14 protein-coding genes, 5 tRNA genes, 1 pseudogene and 1 riboswitch are annotated in these 16,690 nt (G+C 57.0%); of the genes and pseudogenes, 14 read left to right on the top strand and 6 right to left on the bottom strand.

The genetic code is table 11. The features are described 5' to 3' along the window. Positions 1 to 47 precede the first annotated feature (47 nt). Positions 48 to 335 (top strand): topoisomerase II, encoded by a 288-nt coding sequence (locus WG29040_RS07820; protein ID WP_127195964.1) that lies wholly within the window; start codon positions 48 to 50, stop codon positions 333 to 335. 13 nt (positions 336 to 348) lie between these two features. Next, positions 349 to 1,359: a succinylglutamate desuccinylase gene (astE, locus tag WG29040_RS07815; RefSeq protein ID WP_003440883.1), complete on the top strand. Its 1,011-nt coding sequence runs from the start codon at positions 349 to 351 to the stop codon at positions 1,357 to 1,359. A gap of 96 nt (positions 1,360 to 1,455) precedes the next feature. Here the strand turns inward: astE and WG29040_RS07810 are convergent, their stop codons facing one another. Continuing rightward, positions 1,456 to 1,950 carry a 6,7-dimethyl-8-ribityllumazine synthase gene (locus WG29040_RS07810; RefSeq protein ID WP_010655905.1) on the bottom strand — a complete coding sequence of 165 codons (495 nt, stop codon included), beginning with the start codon at positions 1,948 to 1,950 and terminating at the stop codon, positions 1,456 to 1,458. 131 nt (positions 1,951 to 2,081) lie between these two features. Beyond that, positions 2,082 to 2,252, bottom strand: a riboswitch (FMN riboswitch). Positions 2,253 to 2,468: 216 nt separating this feature from the next. Between WG29040_RS07810 and ltaE the strand changes: the two genes are divergently transcribed. The 9 genes from ltaE to mgtE all read left to right on the top strand — a co-directional run bounded on the left by ltaE (position 2,469) and on the right by mgtE (position 10,382). After that, positions 2,469 to 3,473 (top strand): low-specificity L-threonine aldolase, encoded by a 1,005-nt coding sequence (gene ltaE, locus WG29040_RS07805; RefSeq protein WP_127195963.1) that lies wholly within the window; start codon positions 2,469 to 2,471, stop codon positions 3,471 to 3,473. Positions 3,474 to 3,619: 146 nt separating this feature from the next. After that, positions 3,620 to 6,238, top strand: coding sequence for an alanine--tRNA ligase (alaS, locus tag WG29040_RS07800; RefSeq protein ID WP_003440892.1), 2,619 nt, complete (start codon positions 3,620 to 3,622; stop codon positions 6,236 to 6,238). A 79-nt stretch (positions 6,239 to 6,317) separates the two neighbouring features. Next, positions 6,318 to 7,553: an aspartate kinase gene (locus WG29040_RS07795; RefSeq protein WP_003440896.1), complete on the top strand. Its 1,236-nt coding sequence runs from the start codon at positions 6,318 to 6,320 to the stop codon at positions 7,551 to 7,553. 187 nt (positions 7,554 to 7,740) lie between these two features. Beyond that, positions 7,741 to 7,929, top strand: a complete 189-nt coding sequence (csrA, locus tag WG29040_RS07790) for a carbon storage regulator CsrA (protein WP_003175645.1) — start codon at positions 7,741 to 7,743, stop codon at positions 7,927 to 7,929. A gap of 61 nt (positions 7,930 to 7,990) precedes the next feature. Then, a tRNA-Ser gene (locus tag WG29040_RS07785) sits at positions 7,991 to 8,081 on the top strand. Between the two features lie 108 nt (positions 8,082 to 8,189). After that, a tRNA-Arg gene (locus WG29040_RS07780) sits at positions 8,190 to 8,266 on the top strand. Positions 8,267 to 8,338: 72 nt separating this feature from the next. After that, positions 8,339 to 8,415: transfer RNA gene (locus tag WG29040_RS07775), tRNA-Arg, on the top strand. A 70-nt stretch (positions 8,416 to 8,485) separates the two neighbouring features. Next, positions 8,486 to 8,562 (top strand) — tRNA-Arg (locus WG29040_RS07770). 377 nt (positions 8,563 to 8,939) lie between these two features. Next, a complete protein-coding gene (gene mgtE, locus WG29040_RS07765; RefSeq protein WP_003440900.1) occupies positions 8,940 to 10,382 on the top strand; it encodes a magnesium transporter in 1,443 nt (480 codons plus the stop codon). Positions 10,383 to 10,461: 79 nt separating this feature from the next. On the opposite strand, the gene WG29040_RS07760 is transcribed toward mgtE, so the two are convergent. Continuing rightward, positions 10,462 to 10,788, bottom strand: a complete 327-nt coding sequence (locus WG29040_RS07760) for an Arc family DNA-binding protein (RefSeq protein ID WP_003440903.1) — start codon at positions 10,786 to 10,788, stop codon at positions 10,462 to 10,464. A gap of 364 nt (positions 10,789 to 11,152) precedes the next feature. On the opposite strand from WG29040_RS07760, the gene phnN reads away from it, so the two are divergent. Further along, a complete protein-coding gene (phnN, locus tag WG29040_RS07755) occupies positions 11,153 to 11,734 on the top strand; it encodes a phosphonate metabolism protein/1,5-bisphosphokinase (PRPP-forming) PhnN (RefSeq protein WP_127195962.1) in 582 nt (193 codons plus the stop codon). A gap of 41 nt (positions 11,735 to 11,775) precedes the next feature. On the opposite strand, the gene WG29040_RS07750 is transcribed toward phnN, so the two are convergent. From WG29040_RS07750 to WG29040_RS07740, 3 genes are all read right to left on the bottom strand, one after another. Continuing rightward, positions 11,776 to 12,018 (bottom strand): hypothetical protein, encoded by a 243-nt coding sequence (locus tag WG29040_RS07750; RefSeq protein ID WP_177412955.1) that lies wholly within the window; start codon positions 12,016 to 12,018, stop codon positions 11,776 to 11,778. A 215-nt stretch (positions 12,019 to 12,233) separates the two neighbouring features. Then, a complete protein-coding gene (locus tag WG29040_RS07745; RefSeq protein ID WP_003440913.1) occupies positions 12,234 to 12,962 on the bottom strand; it encodes an aspartate/glutamate racemase family protein in 729 nt (242 codons plus the stop codon). Between the two features lie 54 nt (positions 12,963 to 13,016). After that, entirely contained in the window at positions 13,017 to 14,555 is a 1,539-nt protein-coding gene (locus WG29040_RS07740; RefSeq protein WP_003440916.1) for an NCS1 family nucleobase:cation symporter-1, read from the bottom strand. 663 nt (positions 14,556 to 15,218) lie between these two features. Here WG29040_RS07740 and WG29040_RS07735 point away from each other — a divergent pair. Together WG29040_RS07735 and WG29040_RS07730 are read left to right on the top strand one after the other, a co-directional pair. Further along, positions 15,219 to 15,295 (top strand) — tRNA-Arg (locus tag WG29040_RS07735). A gap of 308 nt (positions 15,296 to 15,603) precedes the next feature. Continuing rightward, positions 15,604 to 16,515: a bifunctional GNAT family N-acetyltransferase/nucleoside diphosphate kinase regulator gene (locus WG29040_RS07730; protein ID WP_127195961.1), complete on the top strand. Its 912-nt coding sequence runs from the start codon at positions 15,604 to 15,606 to the stop codon at positions 16,513 to 16,515. A gap of 51 nt (positions 16,516 to 16,566) precedes the next feature. Here WG29040_RS07730 and WG29040_RS07725 read toward each other — a convergent pair. Next, positions 16,567 to 16,690 (bottom strand): annotated as a pseudogene (locus WG29040_RS07725) (integrase core domain-containing protein); the annotation flags it as partial.

Raw genomic sequence — 16,690 nt, 5'->3', positions numbered from 1 at the left:
TTTATCGCCCCGGGCACGCAACGTCACCCGCAAATGAGAGCTAAATAATGACCGATACCCTGAAGCTGATCCTTGAAGATACCGACGGCACCCAGCTGGAAACCTCCTGCACCCGCGTCGCTGTCATGTGGCAGGGCAAGGAACTGTGGATTCAGCAAGACGGCCGTGGCCAGTTGCTGATCGGTGTGGACGTTGAGGAAGGCGATGCCGAATACGCCAACCTGTTGCTGCGCCCATTGGCGACTAACCTTGTAAGCCTGCAACTGGAAATGGAATCGGCTGACCTGGGCGACGACGAAGACGGTCACGTTCACGGCCCAGACTGCAACCACTGATAAAGGATGCTCTATGCTCGCCCTCGGCAAACTGCTTGAACTGACCCTGGCCGGACGTGAACCGGCCGAGAAGACTCAACTGACTGTCGACGGCGTGCGGATGCGCTGGCTGGCCGAGGGGGCACTTGAAGTGCGCCCTCCTGAAGGTCGCGACGATGGTATGGATCTGCTGTTGTCGGCCGGCATCCACGGCAATGAAACAGCGCCTATCGAGTTGCTCGATCGCCTGTTGAATGACATTGCCCGGGGCGACATCAAGCCCCGAACCCGAATTCTGTTCCTGTTCGGCAACCCTGGCGCCATGCGCACCGGCGCGCGGTTTGTCGAAGAGGACCTGAACCGGCTGTTCAACGGTCGGCACGAGAACAGCAGCGGCCCAGAAGCCTTGCGTGCGTGCGAACTTGAACATCTGGCCGAAACATTTTTCAGCCTTCCTGAACGTACCCGCCTTCATTACGACCTGCACACCGCCATTCGCGGTTCGAAGATCGAGCAGTTCGCGCTCTATCCCTACAAAGAAGGTCGGGTCCATTCCCGTGACGAGCTGGCCCGCCTGCGTGCTGCCGGCATGGAAGCGGTCCTGCTGCAGAACAAGCCTTCAATCGTCTTCAGTGCTTACACCTACGAGCAGCTGGGCGCTGAAGCCTTTACCCTGGAGCTGGGCAAGGCACGACCTTTCGGGCAGAACGGCGGGGTTAACGTCGAGCGTCTTGAGTTGCGTTTGAAGCAGATCATCGAGGGCACCGAACCGCCCCTGGCTGATGCTTCGCTGGAAGGTCTGCAGCTGTTCAGCGTGGCTCGCGAAGTGATCAAGCACAGTGATGCCTTCGTCCTGCACTTGCCGGCGGATGTCGAGAATTTCTGCGAATTGCCCAAGGGCTATTTGCTGGCGCAAGACACGCCCAGGACGCACTGGATCGTCGAGGAGGAGGGTGCGCGGATCATCTTCCCCAATCCAAAGGTGAAGAATGGTTTGCGGGCCGGGATGATTATCGAGCCGGCGAAGGCGGCGGTGCTCGTTTAGCTATAGGCGCGGGCTTGTCTCGCGATGCGCTCGATGGCGCCGTGTTTATCGGGTAAACACGGCGCCATCGTCAACAGTCATCGCGATTGACCTGAATTACACCGCGCGTTTTTGCTGGGTATCCATACGCTTGATAGCGCGAATTTTCTGCAGGGTATCGACGCAGGTTTTTGCCGCTTCCTGGCCTTTGTGCACGAAGTGCTCGAAGAAAAACTTCTGGTGTTCTTCGCCTGCGTGGAAGTGATGCGGGGTCAGGCTGACCGAGAACACCGGAACTTCGGTTTCCAGTTGAACCTGCATCAGGCCGCTGACCACTGACTGGGCGACGAAGTCGTGGCGATAGATGCCGCCGTCGACAACCAGGGCTGCGCCGACGATACCGGCATAGCGGCCAGTCTTGGCCAGCAGTTTGGCGTGCAGCGGGATTTCAAACGCACCGCCGACTTCAAAGAAATCGATGTCGCTTTCCTGATAACCCTGCACCAGCATTTCGGCGAGGAAACCTTTACGGCTCTGGTCGACGATCTCTTTGTGCCAGCTGGCCTGGATAAACGCTACACGCTCGTTGTGGTGAATTGCGGTGGGTTGCATGTTCTGACTCCTGTTTGTGTGAAAAACAGGGCATATGAATCGAATGGGATTTAAGGGTGCGTTCCGGTGGGCTGTACGCGGCAATAAAGCAGCAGTACAAGCCCGCCGGGTTGACGGCCCTTTGGCGCCAATCCCGTTCTCTCTTCATCCGGACTATGACCGTCGGCCCCGGGATCACACCGGGTCTGCTGACCTTGGCCGGTCATCAGCCAAAGCTGAAGGACCTGCCAAGCGCTCGCGGGCTATGCGCATTGCGCGCAATTACCGCCGGTGGGGAGTTGCACCCCGCCCTGAGAACGTTGCCGCCAGCCTTTCTGGCGGCGGGCATTTTGTATCACATATGTTTTAAAGATGCATTGCTGCTTTTTGCTAATAGTCATCGATTTTGCAGATTGTTTTATTTGTCCATTGTCAGGTTACGCCTTGAATATGGCGGGGTTGCCCGCAGTACTCTTGTTAGCAAGGGAGGTCCCCGATTAGCATCAAGTGCTGATCCCCCCATTGCCGAGGCTTGTTCAATGACTGTTATCGATCTTCGTAGTGACACCGTGACCCAACCCAGCCGCGGCATGCGCGAGGCCATGGCGAATGCGCCACTGGGCGACGATGTGTATGGCGAAGATCCCATGGTGAACAAGCTGGAGTGGGAGCTGGCCTCAAGACTGGGCTTTGCCGCGGCACTGTTCGTGCCCACGGGCACCATGAGCAACCTGCTGGCGCTGATGGCCCATTGTGGGCGCGGCGATGAATACATCGTCGGGCAGCAGGCCCACACCTACAAGTATGAAGGTGGCGGTGCGGCGGTACTGGGCTCCATCCAGCCGCAGCCGCTGGAGGTACAGGCGGATGGTTCGCTGGACCTGGATCAGGTCGCGGCAGCGATCAAGCCTGATGACTTTCACTTTGCCCGCACCCGCTTGCTGGCGCTGGAAAACACCATGCAGGGTAAAGTCCTGCCACTGGAGTATCTGGCTGCGGCAAGTCGTCTTACCCGTGAGCACGGGCTGGGCCTGCATCTCGATGGTGCGCGGCTGTACAACGCTGCCGTCAGGCAGGGGGTGGATGCGGCGGATATCACCCGGCATTTCGATTCGGTGTCGGTATGCCTGTCCAAAGGGTTGGGCGCGCCAGTGGGCTCGGTGCTGTGCGGTACTGTGGACTTGATCGGCAAGGCCCGGCGTTTGCGCAAGATGGTCGGCGGCGGCATGCGCCAGGCCGGTCAGCTGGCGGCTGCGGGGCTTTACGCGCTGGACCATCAGGTTGAGCGCCTGGCCGATGACCATGAGCACGCCCGGCTGCTGGCCGATGGCTTGCGTGCTGGCGGTTATGAAGTTGAGCCGGTCCAGACCAACATGGTTTATGCGCAACTGGGTGAGCGGGCGCAAGCGCTCAAGATATTTGCCGGTGAACGTGGTATCAAACTGAGTGCCGCACCGCGTCTGCGAATGGTCACGCACATGGATGTCAGTCGCCAGCAGATTGAGCAGGTAATCTCGGTTTTAACTGAATTTAACCAACAATGAGTGTGCAGGCCGTCCAATTGCCTGCGCCTATCGTATAAACACGCTGTACCCAAGGCGAAGGGCCGATATAATGCGGCCCTTTGCGAGTCGCACTGTCGATGGACGTGATTGACTTGCCTCTGGCCGCAGCCTCCGTGGAAGAACCTATGAAAAGCGCAGAAATCCGTGAAGCCTTCCTTCGCTTCTTCGAGGAGCAAGGTCACACCCGTGTCCCGTCCAGCTCCTTGGTCCCGAACAACGATCCGACCCTGCTGTTCACTAACGCGGGGATGAACCAGTTCAAGGACTGTTTCCTGGGTCAGGAAAAACGGGCATACACCCGTGCTACCAGCAGCCAGAAGTGCGTGCGTGCCGGTGGCAAGAACAGTGACCTGGAAAACGTCGGCTACACCGCCCGTCACCACACTTTTTTCGAAATGCTGGGCAACTTCAGCTTTGGCGACTATTTCAAGAAAGACGCGATCAATTTTGCCTGGACCTTCCTGACCGGTGTCTTGAAGCTGCCTGAAGACAAGCTCTGGGTGACGGTCTACGCCAGCGATGACGAAGCCTATGACATCTGGACCAAAGACGTCGGCGTGCCTGCCGAGCGCATGATCCGCATCGGCGACAACAAAGGTGCTCCGTACGCTTCGGACAACTTCTGGACCATGGGTGATACCGGCCCGTGTGGCCCGTGCACCGAAATTTTCTATGACCACGGCCCCGAAATCTGGGGTGGCCCGCCGGGCTCGCCGGATGAAGACGGTGACCGTTACATCGAAATCTGGAACAACGTGTTCATGCAGTTCAACCGCACCGCCGATGGCGTGTTGCATCCGCTGCCTGCGCCGTCGGTAGACACCGGCATGGGCCTGGAGCGGATCAGTGCGGTGATGCAGCACGTCAACTCCAACTACGACATCGATCTGTTCCAGAGCCTGTTGCAAGCCGCAGCCCAAGCGATTGGTTGCGCCAACGACGGCCAGGCGTCGCTGAAAGTGGTGGCTGACCACATTCGTTCGTGCAGCTTCCTGATCGCCGATGGCGTGCTGCCGTCCAATGAAGGTCGCGGCTATGTGCTGCGCCGCATCATTCGTCGCGCCTGCCGTCACGGCAACAAGCTGGGCGCCACCGGCAACTTCTTCTACAAAATCGTCGCGGCACTGGTTGCCGAGATGGGGGCGAGCTTCCCTGAACTGGTGCGCGAGCAGGCCAACATTGAGCGCGTGCTCAAAGCCGAAGAAGAGCAGTTCTCCAAGACTCTTGAGCAAGGCCTGAAAATCCTTGAGCTGGACCTGGCCGACCTTAAAGGCACCGTGGTGCCGGGCGATGTAGTGTTCAAGCTCTACGACACCTACGGTTTCCCGATGGACCTGACCGCCGACATCGCCCGCGAGCGTAACCTGACCGTGGACGAAGAAGGTTTCGAGCGCGAGATGGAAGCCCAGCGTGTGCGTGCGCGTTCGGCCAGTTCGTTCGGCCTGGACTACAACACCCTGGTCAAGGTCGACGTGCCCACCGAGTTCATCGGCTACAGCGCCACCCACAGCCCGGCCAAGGTAGTTGCCCTCTATAAGGATGGCCAGTCTGTTGCCAGCCTGAATGAAGGTGATGAGGGCGTGGTGGTTCTGGATCAAACCCCGTTCTACGCCGAATCTGGCGGTCAGGTCGGCGACTGCGGTTATCTGCAGGCGGGCGGTGCCCGTTTTGACGTGCGCGATACCACTAAAACCGGCGGCGCGTTCCTGCATCACGGTGTGGTTGCAGCGGGCGGCCTGAAGGTCGGCGAAACCGTTGAAGCGCAGGTCGATGCTGAAGTCCGTCATGCCACGGCGCTGAACCACTCGGCTACCCACTTGCTGCACGCGGCCCTGCGCCAGGTACTGGGCGAGCACGTTCAGCAGAAGGGGTCGTTGGTTGACAGTCAGCGCATGCGTTTCGATTTCAGCCACTTCGAGTCGATCAAGCCCGAGCAGATCAAGGCGCTGGAAGATATCGTCAATGCCGAGATTCGCAAGAACACCCCGGTCGAGACTGAAGAAACCGACATCGACACCGCCAAGCAAAAAGGCGCCATGGCGCTGTTTGGCGAGAAATACGGCGACAACGTGCGCGTGCTGAGCATGGGCGGTAATTTCTCGGTCGAGCTGTGTGGCGGTATCCACGCCAATCGCACCGGTGATATCGGTCTGATGAAAATTACCAGTGAAGGTGGTGTAGCCTCCGGTATTCGTCGTATCGAGGCGGTCACCGGTGCTGCCGCACTGGCTTACCTGAACGCCGCTGAAGAGCAGCTCAAGGAAGCCGCCAGCCTGATCAAGGGCTCGCGTGAGAACCTGGTCGACAAACTGTCGGCTGTGCTGGAGCGTAACCGCCAGCTGGAAAAACAACTCGAACAATTGCAGGCCAAGGCCGCAAGTGCTGCCGGTGATGATCTGTCATCGTCTGCAGTGGATGTGAAAGGCGTGAAAGTGTTGACCGCTCGCCTGGACGGTCAGGATGGCAAGGCGCTGCTGGCGCTGGTAGATCAGCTGAAGAACAAGCTCGGCCGTGCAGTGATCCTGCTCGGCAGTGTTCATGAAGACAAGGTCGTTCTGGTTGCAGGCGTAACCAAGGACCTGACTGGCCAACTCAAAGCCGGTGATTTGATGAAGCAGGCCGCTGCGGCAGTGGGCGGGAAGGGCGGTGGTCGTCCGGACATGGCGCAAGGCGGCGGTGTTGATGCTGCAGCCCTGGACGCCGCACTGGCCCTGACTGTGCCATTTGTCGAGCAAGGTATCTGAGGTCCAGCACGCGCCGTCGTCTACGGCGCGTCGTTTGAATGATAAATGGGCGCCCTTTATGGGCTGAGGCTGCTTTGAAATGGCTTTGATCGTACAAAAATTCGGAGGCACCTCGGTCGGCTCTGTCGAGAGAATCGAACAGGTCGCCGAGAAAGTTAAGAAGTTCCGTGAAGCCGGCAATGACCTGGTGATTGTGCTGTCTGCAATGAGCGGCGAAACCAATCGCCTGATCGAACTGGCCAGGCAAATCAGCGATCAGCCATTGCCCCGTGAACTGGATGTGATCCTGTCCACGGGCGAGCAGGTGACAATAGGCCTGCTGGCAATGGCGCTGAACAAGCGCGGCGTGCCAGCGGTGTCCTATACCGGCAGCCAGGTGCGGATCCTTACGGACAGCGCGCACACCAAGGCCCGGATTCTGCAAATCGACGATCAGAAGATTCGCGCCGACCTCAAGGCCGGGCGCGTGGTTGTGGTGGCAGGTTTCCAGGGCGTGGATGAGCACGGCAACATCACCACCCTGGGCCGTGGCGGTTCTGACACCACCGGTGTGGCGCTGGCGGCAGCCTTGAAGGCGGATGAGTGCCAGATCTACACCGATGTCGATGGCGTTTACACCACTGACCCGCGGGTTGTGGCGCAGGCTCAGCGTCTGGAAAAAATCACCTTCGAAGAAATGCTGGAAATGGCCAGCCTGGGCTCCAAGGTGTTGCAGATCCGGGCGGTCGAGTTCGCAGGCAAGTACAACGTTCCGCTGCGCGTATTGCACAGCTTCAAAGAGGGTCCTGGCACCCTTATTACTATTGATGAAGAGGAATCCATGGAACAGCCGATCATTTCTGGCATCGCTTTCAACCGCGATGAAGCCAAGCTGACTATCCGTGGCGTGCCTGACACTCCGGGCGTGGCGTTCAAGATTCTGGGCCCGATCAGTGCGACCAACATTGAAGTCGACATGATCGTGCAGAACGTGGCGCACGATAACACCACCGACTTCACCTTCACCGTGCATCGCAATGACTTCACTGCAGCGCAGACGGTGCTGGAAAACACGGCGCGTGAAATTGGCGCCCGTGAAGTGGTGGGTGATACCAAGATTGCCAAGGTGTCGATCGTCGGTGTTGGCATGCGCTCCCATGCGGGCGTTGCCAGCCGCATGTTTGAGTCGCTGGCCAAGGAGAACATCAACATCCTGATGATCTCGACCTCGGAGATCAAAGTCTCGGTGGTGATCGAAGAGAAGTACCTGGAGCTGGCTGTGCGCTCGTTGCACACCGCTTTTGAACTGGACGCTCCTGCCCGACAGGGTGAGTAAAGCGTTGCCCGGAGGGCGCGGTTGATCCGCGCCCTTTGTTTTTTGATAGATGTGAACGAACTCTGCTGTTTTCGTCATGTTGGTCAATACTTAAGGCGCGGCGGGCTATAGCTGTTCAGCTAGTAGGCCGAAGCCCTTTTTTTTTGCAGACTGTTGTCCCTGAAATGAATAGCGTGAGGAGAAACGTATGCTGATTCTGACTCGCCGATGTGCGGAAAGCCTGATCATAGGCGATGGCGAAATTACTGTGACCGTGCTCGGCGTCAAAGGAAACCAAGTGCGAATTGGTGTGAATGCACCCAAGGAAGTGGCCGTGCACCGCGAGGAAATCTACCTGCGGATCAAGAAAGAAAAGGATGAAGAACCAAGTCTCTAATTTTATTTAAGTTTTTAGTTGCATACGGGGAAAAGGCTGGTTATTATACGCCCCGTGTTGCGGAGAGGTGGCCGAGTGGCCGAAGGCGCTCCCCTGCTAAGGGAGTACATCTCAAAAGGGTGTCGGGGGTTCGAATCCCCCCTTCTCCGCCATTTATTCAAGTAGCACGTTCGAATCTAGCCATTTCGGTAAGTTGTTGAAATTACTGAAAAAAGTACTTGGCAGAGAGATTCAACGGTCTATAATACGCAGCTTCAAATGCACTCGTAGCTCAGCTGGATAGAGTACTCGGCTACGAACCGAGCGGTCACAGGTTCGAATCCTGTCGAGTGCACCATTTAAAGAGTTAGTTGCTTCGGTAGTTAACTTTGCTTCAACCAGCGGTGGTCTGGTCTAACAAACACAACTTGCACTCGTAGCTCAGCTGGATAGAGTACTCGGCTACGAACCGAGCGGTCACAGGTTCGAATCCTGTCGAGTGCACCATTTAAGAGTTAGTTGCTTCGGCAGTTAACTTTGCTTCAACCAGGGTGGTCTGGTCTAACAAACACAACTTGCACTCGTAGCTCAGCTGGATAGAGTACTCGGCTACGAACCGAGCGGTCACAGGTTCGAATCCTGTCGAGTGCACCAAACACCAAAAAGCCTGCACATTGTGCGGGCTTTTTGCTGTCTGCGATTTGGATTCTCGGTAGTGACTGTCGAGGCGCCAGGCTGCGATCGGCAGCGCGGCAGTCGTAAAACTCAGGCGCCTGCCATAATGGATCGATCGAGGTTTGGGGTTGGTACTGCGGCAGCGACCACAGGCATCGCGCAAGCAGTTGTTATCACCGAGATTTTTCGCGTCATTAATTTTTAAGCCGTGTATGATTGCGCCCGTCAGCCCCGCCGGGGCTTGTGGAAGACCTCCATGGACTTACCCAGTAGAAACTCAGCATCCCGTTTTTCCAATCATGAATTGACTGATTGATCCTTCCGGCGTGCCCTGCTGCTGGGAGTGGAGTTCGCCTATGACCGAAGTTGAAGTAAAGAAAACTCAAGACAGCCTGCAAAGCCGCCTCGCTCAAGTCATTGAGCTGCTTAATCGCCAGCGTGTGGTCGAGGACCTGACCCATCGTCAGGAAGGCCAGCACCATGACCGGGTTGAAAACCTGGTCCACCGGCAAAACCTTGTTGAGCTCCAGCGCAAGCTTGAAGACCTGCACTCTGCAGACGTTGCCTACATCCTTGAAGCATTGCCCCTGAACGACCGTCTGACGGTCTGGCAGCTGGTCAAGGCTGATCGCGACGGCGACATCCTGCTGGAAGTTTCGGATTCGGTACGTGAAACCCTGATCGCCGACATGGACGATCATGAGCTCCTGGCTGCGGCCAAGGAGATGGATGCCGACGAACTCGCTGACCTGGCCCCTGAGCTGCCGCGAGACGTCATCCATGAGCTGATGGAAACCCTGGACGGGCAGCAGCGTGAGCGCGTTCGCTCCGCACTGTCCTATAACGAGGATCAGGTCGGCGCCCTGATGGACTTCGAGATGGTGACCATCCGCGAGGATGTCAGCCTTGAAGTGGTGTTGCGTTATCTGCGCCGCCTCAAAGAGTTGCCAGGGCACACCGATAAACTGTTTGTGGTCGATTACGACGGCGTGCTCAAAGGCGTGCTGCCGATCAAGCGCTTGCTGGTCAACGACCCGGAGAAGCAGGTGGCTGAAGTCATGGCCAGCGACCCGGTAAGTTTCCATCCGGACGAAGATGCCTACGATGCGGCCCAGGCATTTGAGCGTTATGACTTGATCTCTGCGCCCGTGGTCGACAAGAACGGCAAGCTGATTGGCCGTTTGACCATCGATGAAATGGTCGACCTGATCCGGGAAGAAAGTGAAAACGAAGTCCTCAACATGGCCGGTCTGCGTGAAGAGGAAGACATTTTTGCATCGGTCTGGAAATCCCTGCGTAACCGCTGGGCCTGGCTGGCGGTCAACCTGGTGACTGCATTTATTGCGTCGCGGGTGATCGGGCTGTTTGAAGGATCCATTGAAAAACTGGTCGCCCTGGCTGCGCTGATGCCCATCGTGGCGGGGATTGGCGGCAACTCCGGCAACCAGACCATCACCATGATCGTGCGCGCCATGGCCCTTGACCAGGTCAATACCGGCAGCACCTCGCGCCTGATGCGCAAAGAGCTGGCCGTAGGCCTGATCAATGGCCTGGTGTGGGGTGGCGTGATAGGTGTCGTCGCCTACCTGCTGTATGGCAGCTGGTCGCTGGGGGTGGTGATGACGGCTGCCATGACCCTCAACCTGTTGCTGGCTGCGCTGATGGGAGTATTGATCCCCATGACGCTGTCCCGACTGGGGCGTGATCCGGCGATGGGGGCAAGCGTGATGATCACGGCCATGACAGACAGTGGTGGATTCTTTATCTTTCTGGGCCTGGCAACGATCTTCTTGCTATGACCCGCGCCAGATCAGCCAGGCGTAAATAACGCCCATAAAAAAGCCAGCGCAGTGCTGGCTTTTTTGTATCTGTATTGAGTCAGGACGCGCTGGATGCTGCTTCGGCGTCGTGAGCAATCAGGGACACCAGCGCATTTTGCTGGCGATGGGAGAGTTGGCGGAAGCGTTGCAGCAGTTCACGCTCATGCAGGGAAAGCTCGGGGCTGTCCAGGCGCATGCTGAGTTCTTCACCCAGATTGCCTTCCTGAATAAGGCTTTGCTCCAGTCGGGCGATGATTTCAGAGTTCATGCTGCGGTGATGATCGCGAGCCACTTCGGCAATGCGCTCGCGCATTCCGTCTGGCAGGCGTACGACAAACTTGTCGGCCGTACGGCTTGAGTAAATTGCCTGTTTCAATGGGCGCATTATAGTTAACCGGTTAGTTCAGGGGAGCGGTTCTCGGAATTGGCCGCAGGATGTGGTTTAAGACCGTCCCTGTGGCCAAATGTTCAACCTGAATTGTTAAGAGGCACGCATCATGCCTTAAGTCCGCCACTTCCCTGGCGTCAATTCTGTGACAAATATTGAACCGGATAGAGGCTTTTTGCCAGTAACGATTATCGGAAATCTGCACTGGCTTGGGAAGCTGATAGTCGTGTTCTTCATCCGAAAGCAGCGCTGGCACGTTTTTTACGACGAATGCTTGAAAGCCGCTAGCCGGCCCTTATGTGTTTGCGCATTCTGCGGGTGGCTCGGTTTACGGGCAGTCAGGTTCCGGGAGATCCAAATCATGCCAGGCAAATTGATTTATTTGATGGGCCCTTCGGGCTCAGGCAAGGACAGCCTGATTGATGCAGCACGACCTTATCTGCCCGAGCGCGGCTGTGAGGTTATCCGGCGAGTGATTACCCGCTCCTGCGAGGCTGTGGGAGAGGATGCGCTGGGGGTTTCCCGGGAAGTCTTTCAGTCTCTCAAGGAGGAGGGCGCGTTTGCCATGCATTGGCAGGCCAATGGCCTTGAGTACGGGATTCCGGCTCAGATCGACGACTGGCTCGATAGCGGGCGCCATGTAGTGGTCAACGGCTCCCGCGGCTACCTCAAAAACGCCCGTGAACGTTACCCGGATCTGCTGGCGATCATGGTTTGCGTCGATACCCGGGTGCTACACCAGCGTTTGCTGGCGCGTGGCCGGGAGACACCGGCTGAAATCAGCGCCCGTCTGCAGCGCAATCAATTGTTTCTCGATACCACTGATGAACTGCAGGCAGAGCAGGTGTCGGTACTGAATAACTCGGCCACGCTGTCCCGGGGCGTTCAAGGTTTGTTGGCGCTTATTGATGCGAGCGTGGCCCCTGCTGCCCACTCGGCGTAACTGCGAGTCGACGGCCTTACCCGGGTTGTTCAGGCGCTGCTTTAAAAAAACCAGCGCTCGTCTTGAATATTTGCGCTGGCCACGGGGCGTTCAGCCGTCAATCGAGGTGCAACCTGATCGGTCTCTGTCATCACAGCCAGTTGTGGCATGGGGGTCAGCGGTTTGTTGTAAGTGACCAGCTCGGCAGTCTGTGGGGCGGTGGGGGCTGGTTGAAAGTGAAAAGCCACCAGGACGGCAAGCCCAAGGGCGTTCAACAGTAAAAGAGTGCTGTTCATGGCGGTCATCTCTGAGGGCATGGACTGATTACTGTTGATAGAGCACTCTTCGTGCCAACTTTTTTATAGGGTAAAACCCTTATAAAACAGCATCTTGAGTGGGTTTTTAAAGGGCGGATGATTGCAGATTGCAATGATGGCTTTTTGCTGTAGTGCAAATTGCACGACAGCTGCCGACAGCACCCCGCCAGTCATGCAGTCATGGGTAAGTCAGCCGCCCGTAGCTATCGGCAGAACCGTGCCGCCCAGCCGGCAATCGCCTTGGGCCGGGGCGTTGCATAAGTGCGTACCTTGGACGTAGACAGCCCCAGGCGCACCAGTGATTCGGCAATGGTTACAGCAGCCGTCACGCCATCGATCACCGGCACTCCAGTAAGCTGGCGAATGCGTTCATCAAGCCCGGCCATCCCCCCGCAACCCAGGCAAATAACCTCGGCCTTATCTTCGATAACTGCCAGTTCGGCCTGGCGAACAATGGCTTCCAACGCCTTGTGCGGTGACGCCTCAAGCTCCAGCACCGCCATGCCACTGGCCCGCACCGACGCACAACGATCCCAGAGCCCCGACAGCTTCAGGCGGTCCTCAATCAGCGGGACGGTACGATCCAGGGTGGTGACCACCGAATAGGCCCGCCCCAAAAACATCGCCGTGCTCGCCGCAGCATCAGTGATATCCACCACTGGCACATCAAGCAGTTCCTGCAACCCCTCGCGGCCGTGCTCGCCGTACCCGGCCTGGATGACCGCATCGAAAGGCCGGTCATAGGCCATGACACAGTCCATTACCGCGATGGCCGCCAGATAGCTCTCAAAATTGCCTTCCACCGACTCTGCGCCGAAAGCGGGGGTCAGGCCGATGATCTCGGTGCCGGGCGCTGCCACCGACTGCGCCTGGCGGGCAATGGCCTGGGTGATGCTGTCAGTGGTGTTGACATTAACCACGAGAATTCGCATGGGCTCTCCTTGAAGTGAGGGGGGGGCGGTCTGCACCAGGCAGACCGTGACAGATCAATGGCTGGCATTCTCGACGGCAATCGATTCGCCACTGACCTGGGCGTAATAAGGTTGGCGCTTGGCGATGATCAGATAGAGCATCGCCGCGATACCTGCACCAATCAGCCAGGAAAACGGCGAAACGGTGTGGAAGCCCGGGACCAGGGCCAGCACGATGGCGATCAGTGCGGCAGGAACGAAGGCTGCGACCGCGCGTAGATTGACGCCATTGGAGTAGTAGTAAGTGCCGCTGGGGTCTTCGCTGTACAGCGCCGGCACATCGACCTGACCTTTTCGTACCAGCCAGTAATCGACCATGATCACGCCATACAGCGGGCCGAGCAGGGCGCCGAGACCGGACAGGAAGTAAACGATCACCAGCGGGCTGTTATACAAATTCCACGGCAGGATCAGCACCGCAATGGTTGCACTGATCAGCCCGGCGCGGCGAAAGGTCAGGTATTTGGGTGCCAGATTGCTCAGTACAAATGCCGGAGCGACAAAGTTGGCCATGATATTCACGGCCACTGTAACGATCAGAAACGCCAGGCAGCCCAGCACCAGAAATAAAGTGTTGGGAATCGAAGCGATGATTTGCGTCGGGCTCTCAATGATTTTTCCATTGATCTGGAATTGCGCGCCGCACAACAGGACAGTGATACCGGCAAACACCAGAATATTCACCGGCAAGCCCCAGAAATTCCCGACCTTGATCGTTTTGCAGCAGGGCGAAGAGCGGGAGAAATCGCTGAAATTAAGAATCATCGTGCCGTAGATCGCCAGCCACAGCGCGCCACCAGCAAACACGTTGCGCCACATTTCACCGGTGCTCAACGGCTCGCGGCTTGACCAGGCAATGGTGCCGTTGGCCTGAAAATACATCCAGCCGGCAAGACAGATCACCGTCAACAGAATCACCGGCCCGGCGAACGCCTCATAGCGCCGGACCATTTCCATGCCGTAGGCAAGAATCGCCAGCTGTACGAACCAGATGGCGACAAAACATAGCCAGCCCAGGCTCGACAGACCAAGAATCGAGTTGTGGTCATACTCGGCAAACCCCGGATGAACCGCGATCAGCAACACCCGCAGCACCACCGATGCCAGATAGGTCTGAATCCCGAACCAGGCGATAGCGATTACTGCGCGTATCAATGCCGGAATTTGCGCTCCATGAATGCCGAAACTTATACGGCTGATCACCGGAAAAGGCACCCCGGTGCGCTGCCCCATATAGCCCGACAGGTTCATGAAATTGAACACCAGGGCCGCGCCGATTCCGAGGGAAAGCAAGATTTCCCAACCGTTCAGGCCCAGTGCGTACAGGCCGATGGCGAATGAGTAATTGGCAATGTTGTGCACATCGTTGGTCCACAACGCAAAAATACTGTACCTGCCCCAACGCCGGCCTTCGGTTTTGGTGGGGGCAAGGTCGCTGTTGTGCAAGCGCGGACTGAGCGCCAGGGTTGACGACACGCTGTCAGGAGCGAGGGCGGGGGTTGAAACCGGGGAAGGTAAATCCAGAGCGATGGTAGGGGAGAGTCTTGAACGCATTCTGGCAAGCTCCTGATACCTGCAGCGTGATGACTGTTCATGAGCACGGGCTCGACAAATCTTCGTCACGGCTAGCGAGAATCACTGGTTATGAAAGTCCGCGGTATGCCTGCTTGATGCCGCAGGCCACGAAATAACGTGTACTTAGTTTTTGTCTGTTTTGTATACAAGTGGCGTGTGGGTGTAAGCGATATTCATGCCAGCGAAAAATTGCGTGTGGCTATCAGCAGCGGAAGATTTCAAAGTTGCTATTTATCTGACTGAAAAATATGGATTTTATTTTTCAAGATTTCGGGCGGGAAGATCAGGCGAGGGATAAAAGCATGGCCGATTGGCGATGATGGCCATTTGCGGGGTTGTTACTTTTTGATGCAAAAAAGCAGTATTTGAATTTCTGGTGCACCGTTACGTGACATTTTGTATACGATTATTTGACCGTGCTCATGACCCTTTATCAGCAGCGGGGCGCCTGCAATTGATCGCCCCGGCGTGCCTGGGCAACGGCAGCATATTCGGGGCAGGGCAGGACCTCTGTGGGTGCGAGACTTGTACGCGATGCTTGTGACAGTTAAAAAGCCAACGCACGACATGACAAATAAAGCCTTGCCCGTTACCATGCACGCCGTTGATCGCACCGCACACCGCGTGCAGTGCACATGATTTGTCTCAGTAGCTCAATTGGATAGAGCATCCCCCTCCTAAGGGGAAGGTTGCAGGTTCGAACCCCGCCTGGGACACCATACAATTCAAGACCTCCAGCTATTCTCGACTTACCGTGCAAACGACGGTGACAGCAAGGTGCCAGCTGCAGGCAAAAGAAAGCCCCGATCATATGTTGCTGATCGGGGCTTTTTTGTAGCCGGTGGTTAAGGGATTGTTACTGATAGTCCTGAGTTTGGCCCCCGCCGGCAGAGCTGAACGGTGTCGAATGTCCTCCACCCTGTTCGGCATTACTCGCGTTATGTCTTAAGATAGCCGGTTGCCGAAAGAACCGTCATGGCCATAGCCATGAAGGGCTTTCATCCTTTTACAAATATGTGTGTTGAAGATGAACAAGCCTTTCGTTTCTCTATGCCCTGAAATTACTCGGGCGCACGCGCTGACGCTGATGGATTGGTTGGAGGATGAGCGCGTTACCTGCTATCTGAGCGATTCGCGTCATGTCTCTCGCTCCATCGGGCAAGCTATCGATCGGACTCAATCGCCGATCCTGACCCACCTATTCAACCAAGGCGGCCGATTCTTCATGGTCTATGACCGGCATGACGCCCCGGTGGGCTTTGTCCGTCTAATCAAGACCGGGCCCAATTGCGAGATTGTCCTGGTCATCGGGGACAGTGACAAATGGGGCCGCAACCTTGGCGCCCGCACGATCCGCGAAGGCATGAAACTGGCCTTCCTCGATATGCGGGCCCAGAAGCTCATCGCCAAGATCCACCCTGACAACGGGCGCTCGCTGAAAGCCTTTGTGCGCAGCGGCTTTGTGCTCGAGAGCGAAACCCCGACATTGAAGTCATTTTCCATGACGGCGGGGCGCTATCGCCAGTTGTTGCGCGAAGGTGCCGTTGGCGACTCCACCAGGATCTACATCACTGAAATCGACAAGGCCAGGCTGGAGAGTCTGATCGTGCTCGAGCAAGGCCCGGCCGTGGTTGAACTCGAGCATGAGCTTGAGCGAGCCATTGTCGTCAAGCCGCAGCAGGTGGCGTGCAATGTCGTCACGATGAACTCCAGGGCCTTGCTGCAGCTGGACGACGAAGAGATCGAAGTGGCCCTGGTTTACCCTGAAGATGCAGACAGCAACGCAGGGAAGCATTCCGTCTATTCCGACATCGGCGCTGCCATTCTGGGTTATCAGGAGGGGGACGCCATCGACTGGCGAATCTCGGATCGCACCCGCCGGATCGAGATCAGGAAAGTGCTTTACCAGCCAGAGGCCGCGGGCCATTTCCACCTGTAATCGCGCCTTTTGCTCAGTTGTACCGCCACCCTCGAAGTCGTGTGCGACTGTCTAGTCCTGAAATAGGTTTACACCTGTTTCACCCCAACGCCCGATGCATTGCATCGGGCGTTTTGTATTTCAAAGACTGGTGCGGACGCTCGCTGTTGTAAATCGATATCGACTCACTCACCAT

This window comes from Pseudomonas sp. PAMC 29040 (assembly GCF_003994535.1).
Classification (GTDB): Bacteria; Pseudomonadota; Gammaproteobacteria; order Pseudomonadales; family Pseudomonadaceae; genus Aquipseudomonas; species Aquipseudomonas paraversuta.
Note: the sequence above shows the minus strand (reverse complement) of the source record. Positions and strands in the feature narration are given on the sequence as shown.